Annotated in this window: 13 protein-coding genes; 10 read left to right on the forward strand and 3 right to left on the reverse strand. The window is 29.1% G+C overall.

The window, feature by feature from the left end; translation table 11 throughout:
• Window positions 1–427 precede the first annotated feature (427 nt).
• The 10 genes from acpS (at window position 428) to pyrG (ending at window position 11,374) form a co-directional block, all read left to right on the forward strand.
• Window positions 428–796 carry a holo-ACP synthase gene (gene acpS / locus ACO409_RS02210; protein ID WP_485554415.1) on the forward strand — a complete coding sequence of 123 codons (369 nt, stop codon included), beginning with the start codon at window positions 428–430 and terminating at the stop codon, window positions 794–796.
• Window positions 797–851: 55 nt separating this feature from the next.
• Window positions 852–2,147, forward strand: coding sequence for a glutaredoxin (locus tag ACO409_RS02215; RefSeq protein ID WP_485554417.1), 1,296 nt, complete (start codon window positions 852–854; stop codon window positions 2,145–2,147).
• A 117-nt stretch (window positions 2,148–2,264) separates the two neighbouring features.
• The gene (locus ACO409_RS02220) at window positions 2,265–3,080 is read left to right on the forward strand and encodes a toxin-antitoxin system YwqK family antitoxin (RefSeq protein ID WP_485554419.1); all 816 of its coding nucleotides are present in this window, start codon (window positions 2,265–2,267) and stop codon (window positions 3,078–3,080) included.
• Window positions 3,081–3,113: 33 nt separating this feature from the next.
• Window positions 3,114–4,016 (forward strand): DNA-binding protein WhiA, encoded by a 903-nt coding sequence (gene whiA / locus ACO409_RS02225; RefSeq protein ID WP_485554421.1) that lies wholly within the window; start codon window positions 3,114–3,116, stop codon window positions 4,014–4,016.
• Window positions 4,017–4,044: 28 nt separating this feature from the next.
• Window positions 4,045–5,064: a tetraacyldisaccharide 4'-kinase gene (gene lpxK, locus ACO409_RS02230; protein WP_485554423.1), complete on the forward strand. Its 1,020-nt coding sequence runs from the start codon at window positions 4,045–4,047 to the stop codon at window positions 5,062–5,064.
• A gap of 46 nt (window positions 5,065–5,110) precedes the next feature.
• Window positions 5,111–5,899, forward strand: a complete 789-nt coding sequence (locus ACO409_RS02235) for a hypothetical protein (RefSeq protein WP_485554425.1) — start codon at window positions 5,111–5,113, stop codon at window positions 5,897–5,899.
• A gap of 50 nt (window positions 5,900–5,949) precedes the next feature.
• The gene (gene serS, locus ACO409_RS02240; RefSeq protein WP_485554427.1) at window positions 5,950–7,221 is read left to right on the forward strand and encodes a serine--tRNA ligase; all 1,272 of its coding nucleotides are present in this window, start codon (window positions 5,950–5,952) and stop codon (window positions 7,219–7,221) included.
• A 268-nt stretch (window positions 7,222–7,489) separates the two neighbouring features.
• A complete protein-coding gene (locus tag ACO409_RS02245) occupies window positions 7,490–8,209 on the forward strand; it encodes a glycoside hydrolase family 25 protein (protein ID WP_485554429.1) in 720 nt (239 codons plus the stop codon).
• 105 nt (window positions 8,210–8,314) lie between these two features.
• Window positions 8,315–9,298, forward strand: a complete 984-nt coding sequence (locus ACO409_RS02250; protein ID WP_485554431.1) for a class II fructose-bisphosphate aldolase — start codon at window positions 8,315–8,317, stop codon at window positions 9,296–9,298.
• A 459-nt stretch (window positions 9,299–9,757) separates the two neighbouring features.
• Complete coding sequence (gene pyrG / locus ACO409_RS02255) at window positions 9,758–11,374, forward strand: CTP synthase (protein ID WP_485554433.1); 1,617 nt, start codon at window positions 9,758–9,760, stop codon at window positions 11,372–11,374.
• A 259-nt stretch (window positions 11,375–11,633) separates the two neighbouring features.
• On the opposite strand, the gene ACO409_RS02260 is transcribed toward pyrG, so the two are convergent.
• From ACO409_RS02260 to nrdG, 3 genes are all read right to left on the reverse strand, one after another.
• Window positions 11,634–12,095, reverse strand: coding sequence for a putative hemolysin (locus ACO409_RS02260; RefSeq protein ID WP_485554435.1), 462 nt, complete (start codon window positions 12,093–12,095; stop codon window positions 11,634–11,636).
• Between the two features lie 127 nt (window positions 12,096–12,222).
• Entirely contained in the window at window positions 12,223–13,767 is a 1,545-nt protein-coding gene (gene guaA / locus ACO409_RS02265; protein WP_485554437.1) for a glutamine-hydrolyzing GMP synthase, read from the reverse strand.
• 209 nt (window positions 13,768–13,976) lie between these two features.
• Complete coding sequence (gene nrdG, locus ACO409_RS02270; protein WP_485554439.1) at window positions 13,977–14,525, reverse strand: anaerobic ribonucleoside-triphosphate reductase activating protein; 549 nt, start codon at window positions 14,523–14,525, stop codon at window positions 13,977–13,979.
• Window positions 14,526–14,532 lie beyond the last annotated feature (7 nt).

Here is a 14,532-nt window from a genome sequence, read left to right on the forward strand (position 1 = left end):
ATTATGAAGAAATATTTTAATTTGATTTTTGATTTTCACAAAAAGAATATAAAATTTTATATTTTTTTGATATCAATTATATATATCCGATATTGGTTAAAAATACCAACTCCACTTAGACTTCTATCAAAATCAATTCACATAAAATACTGGAGTTCAGGTCTTACTACTGCAAGTATTCAAATATTAAAATTAAATTTTAAGAGAGCTTATCAATGTAATCCGTTAATTTATTTAGTTATGATTGTAGTTTTTTTTCATATTTTCATTGAACCAATTATAAAAAAAAATAAGAATCTTTAATTTTTAATAAAAAACTATTTCAAAAACTTGGGATAGTTTTTTTATTTTATAAAATATAAAATTTTGTATTTTTCCAAAATTGTAGTATAATCTAACAATAGTAAGTTTCAAAAAGGAGATAAAAATGGAAATTTATGGAATTGGGACAGATATTATTGAAATATCCCGAATTGAAAAGGCGATTAAGCAGACAAGCCTTTTTAAAAGAAAAGTTTATACAGAAAAGGAAATTGAGCATATTGAGAAAAAGAAACATCCGTATTCTAGTTATGCGGGTAGATTTGCGGCGAAAGAGGCAGTTTCTAAGGCATTTGGGACTGGAGTGCATGGATTTTCGCTAAGTGATATTGAGATTTTGAATGATGAACTTGGAAAGCCTTATGTGACGCTTTATAATGCGATAAAGGAGAAGGCGCAAGGGCTTATAATTCAGATTAGTATTTCGCATAGTAGGAAATATGCGGTTAGTACGGTTATTATTTATAAAAAATAAAAAAATTTAAAATAAAAGGATAAAAATTGTAAAAAAGAAAGGTGTGAAAAAAAGTATGTTTTGGAGAAATGATTTTAAAGTTGAAGTAGTTAAAAGCAAGATTTTTACTTTGCTGGTTATGATTTTGGGATTATTTTTTATAAGTCAAATTAATTATTCTGCTGGAAATAGTCAGGTAAAAAAGGTGAAAATTGAGTATTTTGGGAGAAAAGATTGTAAAAATTGTGCTAATTTGGAAAAGTTTTTGAAGGAATTGTCAACTAAAAGGGATGATTTTGAGTATGTGGAGCATAAGATTGATGAGAGTAAGGATGAAAAGGCTTTTTTTGATGAAACTGCGACAAAGTTGAAACTTGTTAAGGGGACTCCGATTATTTATGTTGACGGGCATATTATTCAAGGGTTTAATACGGCAGAAACTACTGGAAAGGAAATTGAAGGGCTGATAGATTCTGGAAAAACTAAAGAAAAGATTTTGAGTTTGAAGGAATATGTGGAAAGCGGACAAGCTGGAAAGGGGAATGTAAGCAGTAATGGTGCAGTTTGTACTGGAGATAAAGTTTGTGAAATTCCAGGACTTACGAAAGGGGCTGAACATCAGGTGCTTGTGAATATTCCGATTATTAATAAAACGATTGATCTAACAAATTATTCCTTGTTGACAATGTCAATAGTTTTAGGAACAATTGATGGATTTAATCCTTGTGCTATGTGGGTTCTAGTTTTATTTTTGACAGCCTTGATTGCAGTTGGAAATAAAGTTAAGATGTTTAGGGTTGCTGGGCTATTTATTCTGGCTGAAGCTGTTATGTATTTCTTGATTTTAAATGCATGGATTTATACTTGGGACTTTGTAGGATTGGATAAATGGGTAACTCCGATTGTCGGGATTGTCGGAATCGCTGGAGGGATTTTCTTTATTAAAAATTATTTGAAGAAAGGCGATACTTTAGAATGTGAAGTGACAGATTTGGAGCAAAGAGCAAAAATTTCAAGAAAAGTAAAGGATATAGCTAATAAGCCATTTACATTGCTTACAGCACTTGCAATAATTGGATTGGCACTTTCTGTAAATGTAATAGAGTTTGCCTGTTCAATTGGAATTCCACAAACATATACAAAAATTCTTCAAATAAATGAAGTTCCTTTTTGGGCAAGACAATTTTATACATTTATTTACATAATAGGTTATATGATAGATGATATAATAGTTTTTGGATTTGCTTTAATGAGTATAAACAAACTTCAATTGACTACAAAATACTCAAAATGGGTAAATCTATTTGGTGGAATTTTGATGATTATTTTGGGATTGATAATGCTGATTAAGCCTAGTTTACTTATAATGTAATATGTAGCAAGAAAAATCAATAATTTAGTTTAAAAAATGAAAAAAATTTGTTATAATGTAAAAAGGTGAATTGATAAAATAAAAAAACAAATTTCATAAAATGTGGGAGATGGAAAAATGAAAAAAAATAATAATAAAAAAATATTGTTTATTGCTGGAATGATGATATTTTCAGCAGTTGCTTATGGAAAAGATGTATTTGCAAATTATGGAACAAATTTTGGAAAAGTTAGGTTATCACATCTTAATTCTTCAAGTATGGACGATTTAAAAAGAATTGATGCCAGCACTTATGAACTGACAGGAAATGGAGAATATAAAATTACAGAAGAAGGCGGAAGAAAACTTATTGTTAATTTAAACAACGGAATATTAAATGGGAAATACGATGAATATTATGCAAATGGAAATAGATTTACATTGGGAAATTATATAAACGGAAAAAAAGAAGGAGAATGGACAGTTTATACTGAAAATGGACAAGTTTGGAAAAAATATCAGTATAAAAATGATCAGTTAGATGGACGTTATATTTCATATTATGCCAAAACAGGAGTTCAAGAAACAGTTGGAAATTATGAAAATGGGAAAATAACAGGAACTTGGACTGAATATTACGAAAATGGTTCAAGAAAATCACAAGAAAACTATTTAAATGGACAAAAAAATGGATTATTTACTGAATGGAATACAAACGGAGGTAAAAAATCTGAAATTAATTATGTAAACGATGAAGTAGATGGAAAAATGAATGTTTATTATGAAAATGGAAGACCTTTGTATGAAGCAAATTTAGATGGGGAAAGTGGGACTGTAAAAGCATATTATACAAATGGAAGCCTTGGATTTGACGGAAATTTTATAGGTAGAAGAAAAACTGGGACTTGGACTTATTATGATAAGGCAGGAAATCCTAGAAAAGTAAATTATTAGAAAAAGTTTAGTGAAGTGTAAAAGGAGGGAAAATTGTCATATTCAGCAAATGTAAAAAGAGAAATCTTTAATTTGGAAAATACAGATAAAGATATTGTCTATGCGGAACTTTTTGGAATTTTTATTGCAAAAAATGTAATTACAGAACATGGAATTTATTTTAGTACTGAAAATGTATCGCTTGCCAAAAGAATTTATTCAAATTTACGATCTGTAACAAATATTCCAATTCAGTTAAAATATGTTATTAGCAAACGGCTTGGGACACATAAGCTCTATGAAGTAATACTTTTTCCAACACAGCACAACCAGCAGGAATATAAATCTTTTTTAAAGAAAATATATTTTCATAAAAATTTTGCAGTTGTGGAAGATGAAAAGCAGCTAGCTGGCATAATCAGAGGTTTTTTCCTTAGCTGCGGATATATAAAATCTCCAGAAAAGGCTTATGCGATGGACTTTTTTGTGGATAGTGAGGATTCTGCCACTTATTTGTATTATTTGTTTAAACAGATGGGAAAAAAGGTTTTTCAGACAGAGAAAAAAAATAAGAGTCTTGTTTATTTGCGAAATTCAGAGGATATTCTTGATATAATTTTTTTAATTGGTGGAATAAATTCATTTTTTGAATTTGAGGAAGTTACGATAAATAAGGAAATTCGGAATAAAATTAATAGAAATATGAACTGGGAAATTGCAAATGAAACGAAAAAATTGTCAGCTTCCGAAAAGCAGATTCGCATGATAAAAGTAATTGATCAAAAATTGGGGCTTTCCGAACTGACAGATGTATTGAGTGAAACGGCAAAATTACGGCTGGAAAATCAAGAAATGTCATTACAGGAACTGGCAGATTTAATGGAAATTTCCAAATCTGGAATAAAAAATCGATTTAGAAGGCTGGAAACAATTTATAAAGGATTAGTGGAAAATTAATTAGAAAAATTAGATTGAGGAAAGATTAATGAAATTATTATCAATTATATATGGATTTATCGTATTTTTACGAAATAAACTTTATGATTTAAAAATTTTTAAAGAAAAAAAAGTTGATGGAGTGGAAATAATTTGTATTGGAAATATTGTGGCAGGCGGGACTGGGAAAACCCCAGCTGTGCAGTATTTTGTTCAAAAATATTTAGAAAAAAATAAAAAAGTTGGAATTTTGAGCCGAGGCTACAAGGGAAAACGGAAAACAGATTTATTGCTCGTGCGAGATGAAAAAAAGATTTATGCTAATCCGAAAGAATCGGGAGATGAAGCCTATTTACATGCCTTAAATTTTCAAATTCCTGTCGTAGTTTGTAAAAATCGTTATGAAGGTGCAACTTTTTTAAAAGAAAAATGCGGTGTGGAGACAATTATTATGGACGATGGCTTTCAGCATAGAAAATTAAAGAAAGATAAAAATATCATTTTGATTGATGCAACCAATCCTTTTGGAATGGACGATTATTTACCAAAAGGTCGATTGCGGGAATCACTTAATGCTTTGAAAAGGGCTGATGAAATTATTATTACGAAAAGTAACTATGTTTTGGAAGAAGAAATTGGGAAAATTAAGGAAAGGCTGGTAAAATATGAAAAACCAATTTCTGTTGCTACTTTCGAGGAAAGTTATTTTTACAAATTAAACTTTGAAAATAATGAAAAATTTGGTAAAATAAATAGCAGAAATAAAATTGAAAATGAGAAATTTCCTTTGGAAGCTATTCAAAATAAAAATTTGATGATTTTTTCTTCAATTGCTAATCCAGCCGTGTTTTATCAAACAATAAAAAAATTGAATCCGAGTAATATTGACGAAATAAAATTTACAGATCATCACGTTTATACAAATGAAGAAATTTCAGAAATAAAGAAAAAATCTGAAAATTATGACTATATTTTGACAACGGAAAAGGATATTGTAAAAATTGATAAAAATATAGAAAATTTAATGATTTTGAAAATGGAATTTAAAATTGCTAAAGAGGGAAAGTAATATAAAAAATAAAAATAGAGTTTGAGCAGAAAGGAGGAATTAAATTTTGACTGAGAATAAAAATCTGGAAAGTGAAAATGTATTTTTAAATATAGAAAATTTTTCAGAATTTATTTTAAAATATAAAAATCACTTTGAAAAACCAAAATATTTTCAGGTTGATAAAAATTTTAAAATTATTGAAAAAGAGCCATCATTTATACTTGAACTGGCATATATTTATTTTGATGCGAATAAAAAAAACAAAAATATAAAAAAAATTATAAGCGAACAGTTCTTGGAAACGTTTAAGGGAAAAGAGAAAAAAATAGAAAGAGTAAGCAAAATTGAAATGCAGAAATTAGTAGATGGATTTAGAAGAAGTATTTTTAATAAGGAGTCAATTTTTGCAGTAAAATTGGGGAATGAATTATTATATCGAAATAGAAATAAATTTTTTGAAATATTGTATAGTTATTCTTTGATTTTAATGGATACAAATAAGTTTGTAAAAACTTTTTTTGCAGAAAAAATAATAGAAAAAATAGAAATTGAAAATAACTCGAAATTTAATGAAATTCGTGATAAAATAGATGAGGTAATAAAAAATATTTTAAATTATTTTACAAAATCTGATTTAGTATTTTTAAATTTTGAAAATGTGGAAAACTTAAATTATTTTGTGGAAAATCACGTTGATGAACTTTACAAAAAAATTTATGTGGAAAACTTTGACAAAATTGTGGAAAAATATAATATTCAAAATGTAAAAAAAATAGAATTTGATAAAAATTATGATTTTGAAAATTTAAGTGAAAGTAAAAAAGTATTATATACATATCTTGAAAATTTTTAGTTCACTTAAATAAATTAAATATAAATATTTTAGAAAGGAAATAAAAAATTATGTTAGAAATGAGATACATAAGAGAAAATGCTGAAAAAATCAAACAAGATTTAAAAAATAGAAATAGTGACTTTGATTTGGATTCATTGTTAAAACTTGATGAAGATAGAAGAAACTTGCTTCAGGAAGTTGAAATGTTAAAAAAGGAAAGAAATGAATCAAGTTCATTAATTGGGAAATATAAGCAAGAAGGAAAAGATCCTGCTGAATTACTTGCCAGAATGCAAACAGTAAGTGCAAAAATTAAGGAATTGGATCAAAGAGTGACTGAAATTGATGAAAAACAAGTACAACTTGCCTATACAATTCCAAATAAATTAAGTGATACAACTCCAATTGGAAAAGATGAAGATGAAAATGTAGAAGTAAGAAAATGGGGAACTCCAAGAGAATTTGACTTTGAAATAAAGCCTCACGATGAATTAGGAGTTAATCTTGGAATTTTGGATTTTGAAAGAGGAGCAAAATTAGGTGGTTCAAGATTTACAGTTTATAAAAATGCGGCTGCTAGACTTGAGAGAGCGTTAATTGCTTTTATGATTGATGTTCACACTCAAGAAGAAGATTTTGAAGAAATTTTCACGCCACAACTTGTAAAAAAAGAAATGATGGTTGGAACTGGACAACTTCCTAAATTTGCTGATGATGCTTACAAAATCGAAGGGGAAGAAATGTATTTAATCCCAACAGCAGAAGTAACGCTTACAAATTTACATAATGGAGAAATTTTAGACGAAGAAGAATTGCCTAAACATTACTGTGGATATACGGCTTGTTTCAGAAAAGAAGCTGGTTCAGGTGGTCGTGATTTAAAAGGGCTTATTCGTCAACATCAATTTAATAAAGTTGAAATGGTAAAAATTGTGAAACCAGAAACTTCTTATGACGAACTTGAATCAATGGTAAATAGTGCAGAAAAAATCTTGCAAAAATTGAATTTGCCATATAGAGTAGTGGCACTTTGCAGTGGAGATTTAGGATTTAGTGCTGCAAAAACTTATGATTTGGAAGTTTGGGTGCCTAGCCAAAATAAATATAGAGAAATTTCTTCTTGCTCAAATACTGAAGATTTTCAAGCAAGAAGAGCTATGATTAAATATCGTGATAAAGAAACGAAAAAAAGTCATTTTGTGCACACATTAAATGGATCAGGACTTGCTGTAGGAAGAACATTGCTTGCAATTATGGAAAATTATCAGCAAGAAGATGGAACTATAAAGATTCCAGAAGTATTGGTGCCGTATATGGGCGGAATGACAGTTATAAAATAACAAAAGCTATAAATTAAATATCAAATTAATTTGATTTTTTCCAAAACTGTCAAAAATGCTCAAAAATTAAGCTCAATAATGCAAAGTTAAAGTATAGTAAACTAATTTAAAACCGAACTCAAAAATTATAACTATTTTACTCAAACTTTAAGTTTATATAATTTTTAACAGTTCAATTTTCAAAAGATTCAAATATATTTTAAATACTTTGAGCAATTTTGAGCTACTTTGAAAAAATTTTGTTATTAAATAACTGAATGGAGAAAATATGGAAAAATTTATAAAATTTTTGATAATTGTAATAATTGTTGGAGGTATAGCAGTTTTTTTGGAAATTAACGGATATTTGTACCACAATGAGATTTTGGCACAAATGGCAGGTTATAATACACAGGGACTGGATATTTCACATCATCAGGAAAAAGTAAACTGGACTCGTGTAGATCCAAAGTATAAGTTTATTATTTTAAAGGCAACTGAAGGACAGAACTTTCTTGATACAGATTTTTTGTATAATTGGAATAATGCCAGATTAAATGGCTTTGTAGTTGGGGCATATCATTTTTTCACAATGACAAGCAGTGGAGCAGCACAAGCTGATTTTTATATAAGTAAAGTTCCTGATTCTGACAAAACATTGCCACCAATTATTGATTTGGAAATATCTACAAAAAAGTACAAAAAAAAGAGTGTAATAAAAAATTTGGGAGAAATGGTTGAAAAACTTGAAAAACATTATAAAAAAAGAGTAATTTTTTATGTAAATTATAATACTTATAATGCGTATATAAAAGGTGAATTTCCCAAAAATAAAATATGGATTACAGATTATAAATATTTTCCTAGAATAAAAGAACATAATAGATGGATAATTTGGCAAGTTTCAAGACGTGGAAGGGTTGATGGTATTCCAGGTTTTACAGATAAAAATGTACTTAGAAAAAAAATGACCGTGGAAGATTTGCTAGAGCAAAATAAAATAAATTAATAATTTTATACAATTATTTTTTGTTATCTATTGATTTTTATAGAAAAATTTGGTAACATATAATTAATGAATTTAACTAATTAATAAATATTAGGAGGCGTAATAATGAAATATCATTACAAAGAATTAGGATTAGCAAATACTAAAGAAATGTTTGCTAAAGCAAACAAAGAAGGTTATGCGGTACCTGCTTTTAATTTCAACAATATGGAACAATTACAAGGAATTATTGAAGCATGTGTTGAAGAAGGAGCACCAGTAATTCTTCAAGTATCAACAGGTGCTAGAAAATATATTGGTAAAGAAATGTTACCTTGGCTTGCAAAAGCTGCAACAGCTTATGTAGAAGCAGCTGGATCAGATATTCCAGTAGCATTGCACTTGGATCATGGTCCAAATTTTGCTGAAGCAAAAGACTGTATCGAATACGGATTCTCATCAGTAATGTATGATGGTTCTCACCACCCTTACGACGTAAACGTAGCAGAAGCAAAACAAGTTGCTGATTTCGCTCACCAACACGATGTTACAGTTGAAGCTGAATTAGGAGTTTTAGCTGGAATCGAAGATGATGTAGAAGCAGCTGAACATATTTACACTCAACCTGAAGAAGTTGAAGATTTCGTATCTAAAACTGGTGTTGATTCATTAGCAATCGCAATTGGAACTTCTCACGGAGCTCACAAATTTAAACCAGGTGAAGATCCTAAATTAAGATTGGATATCTTGGCAGAAATTGAAAAAAGAATTCCTGGATTCCCAATCGTATTACATGGTTCATCAGCTGTACCACACCAATTCGTTGAAATGATTAATCAATATGGTGGACAAATTGCAGATGCAATTGGTATCCCTGATTCAGAATTAAGAAAAGCTGCTAAATCAGCAGTAGCTAAAATTAATGTAGATACTGATGGAAGATTGGCTTTCACAGCAGGAATCAGAGAAGTATTCGCTAAAAAACCAGGAGAATTTGATCCAAGAAAATATTTAGGGCCTGCAAAAGATTATATGAAAGAATACTATAAAGATAAAATTAGAAACGTATTTGGAGCAAATGGAGCTTACAAAGCTGGAGCTGCAAGATAGTTATCCAAAGATTGAAAATTAAAAAATAAAAGTTGAATTTGGAATTATCCTAAATTTAGGATAATTCCTTTAGACTAATACAAATAAAACTTGTTTAAAAAAGGTGAAAATTTTTTTTTTCATCTTTTTTTGTGGGAAAACAATATAATTTTGTTGAAGAAAAAATAACTGTTTTAGATTTTGAAGTAAATTTTGAATTATATTTGGTTAATTGGTAAAATAGTCTTTATTTAAAATTGAGTCTTATTTTTTCTTTATAAAAAATGTTTGTGTAAAGCATGGTGCAGATAGATGGAGATTGATTCTTCTGATTAAAATAAAATTGATTAAATAATTTAAAAAATGATAACTTAGTGAATAAAGTGATGTTTTTGTAAAATTGCCAAAAATATTTATGAATTAAATATAGAATATAAAAAATTAAATAGATAAAATTAGAAATAAAAATAGGAGGAAAAAATGGGTAAGCATAATACTACTACTACGAAATATATTTTTGTTACAGGTGGAGTTGTTTCATCACTTGGAAAAGGAATTGTGGCTTCTTCATTAGGAAGATTATTGAAAGAAAGGGGATATAAAGTTACAATTCAAAAATTCGATCCATATATAAATGTAGATCCTGGAACTATGAGTCCTTATCAGCATGGAGAAGTTTTTGTAACTGAAGATGGAGCAGAAACAGATTTGGATTTAGGACATTATGAAAGATTTATTAATGAGAATTTGACAAAATATAATAATTTAACAACAGGAAAAATTATGTCAAAAATTATTGCAAAAGAACGTAGAGGAGAATTTTTGGGAGGAACAGTTCAAACAGTACCTCATGTTACAGATGAAATTAAGTACAATGTTATAAAAGCTGCTGAAGAAAATAATTCGGATATTGTAATTACTGAAATTGGTGGAACTATCGGAGATATTGAAAGCGATCCATTTATTGAAGCAATTCGTCAATTGAAAAGAGAAGTTGGAAGAGATAACATTGCTTATATTCATGTGACATTATTACCATATCTGAAAGCTGCAGGGGAGTTAAAAACAAAACCAACACAACATAGTGTAAAAATGCTTCAAGGGCTTGGAATTTCACCAGATGTAATTGTAGTGAGAAGTGAACATCCTGTTGATGGAAATATTAAGAAAAAAATCTCACTTTTTTGTGATATTGATGAAGAAGCAGTTATTGAATCACTTGATGCAGAAAGCCTTTATGAAATACCATTAACTATGGAAAAATTAGGACTTGCAGATGTAATTTGTAAACATTTTAAAATAAAAAATGAAAAACCATTATTAACTGCATGGACTAAAATGGTTGAAAAATTTAAAAATCCTAAAAAACTTGTAAAAGTGGCAGTTGTCGGAAAGTATGTTGAATTAAAAGATGCTTATATAAGTATTCATGAATCAATAGAACATGCAGGATTTAATCTTGACACAAAAGTTGAGATTGATTACTTTAAGGCTGGAGAATTTGATGTGAGAAAATTGGCAGATTATGATGGAATTCTAGTACCAGGTGGATTTGGTGACAGGGGAGTTGATGGAAAAGTTGAAGCAATTAAGTTTGCAAGAGAAAATAACATTCCATTTTTGGGAATTTGTCTTGGAATGCAAATGGCATGTGTGGAATTTGCAAGAAATATACTGGGATACAAGAATGCTACTTCAACAGAATTTGATAAAGATACAGATTATCCAATTATCAGTCTTATGGAAGAACAGAAAGGACTTAAGGACATGGGAGGAACAATGCGTCTAGGAGCATACCCTTGTGTATTAAAAGAAGATAGTTTGGCCTCAAAAGTTTATGGAAAAACTGAAATTGCTGAAAGACATAGACATAGATATGAATTTAACAATGCTTACAGAGAAGAATTTGAAAAAGCTGGAATGGACATTGTAGGATTATCTCCAGACGGAAATTATGTAGAAGTAATTGAAATAAAAGATCATCCATATTTCATAGCTTCACAATATCATCCAGAATTTAAGAGCCGTCCAAATCGTCCACATCCGTTGTTTACAGGATGGATAGAAGCAGCATTAAAAAAACGAAGCGAGAGATAATAAAATTATAAATTTAATGTATTAAATATTTTTTAGCAAGGGGTTAAAAGCCCCTTGTTTATTTTATAGTAAAACTGCTTTAAAACTGAACTCAAGAATTATGACTATTTTACTCAAACCCTGAATTTATATGATCTTTAATAGTTTAATTTTAAATAGGTTTGAGTATATAAAAAAATGGCAAATTAAAAACTTGCCATCTTTAATGAACTGCTCCCGCTTTTAGAAACTGAAATTTCTTGCCTGTTATTTGTTAAAATTAATTATTTTCTCTGTAGTATTCCCATTCATCAACTTTTGTACCGTTATTGAATCTGCATACCCCTCTTTCATTTCCATTTTTATCTTTTTCAATATCAGATTTTCCACCTTTGTCAACACAGAATTTAGAAGCTGGATTTGGTGATCCTATTACTGCTGCTTCAATATTTCTTGGAGTATTGTTTTGTCTATAATAATCCCATTCTTCAACGGCTGTTCCATCATTTAACAGACAAACATCATAGTTACCTTTACTACTTCTTACATTAACAGATCTTCCACCTTGACTTGCACAAAAATCTGCTGCTGGATTTGATGATGTTGATTTTGCAGGTGCTGGAGCTGTTACAGCCGGTTTGTCATCACTTTTTTTCTTTTTAAAGAATCTAAAACTTGCAGACATTCCAGAAATAGACATCATAACAACCATTGCACTTACTGTAATTTTTAAATTTTTCATTTTTTATCTCTCCTTTTGTTTACTATATTATTTATAGCATAAAAATTTTAGTTTTTAGAATATCTAAAATTAATTTAATATTAATTTTTGCTTGTATAGTGAAACTTTATTTTAATTATAAATTGAATTATTCCCACTCAATTGTTCCAGGCGGTTTAGAAGAAATATCGTACACAATTCTATTAATCCCATTTACTTTGTTTATAATCTTATTTGACACCTCTTCCAGAAATTCATAAGGAAGTTTTGACCAAGTGGCTGTCATAAAATCAATTGTATTTACTGAACGAATTGCCGCTACAAATTCATAAGTTCTTTGATCTCCCATTACTCCGACAGTTTTTACAGGAAGTAATGTTACAAATGCTTGATCTACCTTATCATAAAGTCCTTTTTCCATTAATTCAGTAATGAAAATATCATCGGCTTCTTGAAGGATTTTTACTTTGTCAGGCGTTACTTCTCCAATTACACGGATTCCAAGTCCTGGACCTGGGAATGGATGTCTTTTTATGATTGTATCAGGAAGTCCAAGCTCGTGTCCTACCTTTCTAACTTCATCCTTAAACAATTCCTTTAAAGGCTCTAATAATTCAAATTGCAAGTCTTCTGGCAATCCTCCAACATTGTGATGGGATTTTATTGTGTGAGAAGGTCCTTTTATAGATTGAGATTCAATAACATCTGGATAAATTGTTCCCTGTGCCAAAAATTTTGCACCTTCTTGACCTTTAAGTTTTCTGATTTCTTCGTTAAACACTTCAATAAATTCATTTCCAATGATTTTTCTTTTAGCTTCAGGTTCATCTACACCTTTTAATTTATTTAGAAATCTGTCTTTTGCATCAACAAATACAATATTCAGATCAAAATGTTCCTTGTAGTATTCCAATACTTTTTTTCCTTCGTCTTTTCTCAAAAGTCCAGTATCTACAAACATGCAAGTAAGCTGATGTCCAATTGCATTGTTAATAAGAACTGCAGCAACTGATGAATCTACTCCACCTGAAAGGGCAAGAAGTACATGCTCATCTCCAACAGTTTCTTTTATAAATTTTGTTTTTTCAGTAATAAAACTTGAAATTTTCCAATTTTTTTCACATTTACAAATGTTAAATACAAAATTTTCCAAAATTTGAGTTCCACATTCAGAATGAACTACTTCTGGATGGAATTGCAATGCGTAAATTCCATTGTTATTTGTAATTGCAGCAATTGATGAATCAGTTTTTGCAATTACTTCAAAATCTTTTGGTAATTCTGTGATGTGGTCATTGTGGCTCATCCAGATGTTAGAAGATTTTTTAACTCCTGTAAATAATGGATTATTATTATTTTCCACTTCCAAGATAGCCTTTCCAAATTCCCTTGAATCAGCTTTTTCAACTTTTCCACCATTTAAATGTGTAATTAGCTGCATTCCGTAGCAGATTCCCAAAATAGGAAGATTTAGGTTAAATACTTCTGGATTTACAGTTGGAGCATCTTTTTCATAAACTGAAGCAGGCCCTCCAGAGAATATAATCCCTTTTACCTTTTCTTTCCCAGTTTTTATTTTTTCAATATCAATTAAAGGTACAATTTCACAATAAACTTCCATTTCCCTAATTCTTCTAGCAATTAGCTGGCTATATTGTGAACCAAAATCGATAATAATAATTTTTTCCTTCACTTTTCACCTCTATATATTAAATTTTTTTATAAAACATAATTATACATAAATATTTTATCATTATTTTTAAGTTTTTTCTATATATTTTTACATTAATTTTTCTTTTGATATGAGAATATGAAATGTTTTTTGGATAAAATTTTATAAAAAAAAATAGACTTATTCGTTAATTAATTTAAAATATGTATTTATAAAATTATCAAATAAATCTATTTAATAAAAAAATCTTCCTTTTTTATAATTCTTTGATTACTGCTTCCCCTAAATTTTAGTTTCGGATCATAAAGCTCTTTTACAAATCGCCCGTCAACTAGCACATCTACATACTCAAGACATTTTTTTCGCAATTCATCACAGCGAATCTGTTCAATTGTATAACCCGTATAAAGCCATATATTCTTTCCTGTCTTTTCCTTCAAGAATTTCAATACTTTTAACATATCTGTTGGATTAAAGAGGGGATCGCCACCACTTATTGTAATTCCATCAAGCAGAGTATTTTCATTTATTTCATTGGCAATTTTTTCTAAAATTTCATAAGTTAGAGTATTTCCGTGATTTGGATTCCATGAATATTCGTTATGGCAGCCAGGACAGGCATGAGAACAGCCAGCAAAGTAAAGTGAATAACGAAGACCGACACCGTCAACGATTGTTTCCTTGTAAGTTGTTAAGATTTTTAGTGTAAAGTCATTTTTTGGAGTTCTTGAAATTTTTTTTTCTAAAGTTTTTTCTTTTTCTGTCTTTAGTTTATTCACTTTAAAT

This window comes from Leptotrichia sp., from assembly GCF_057270615.1.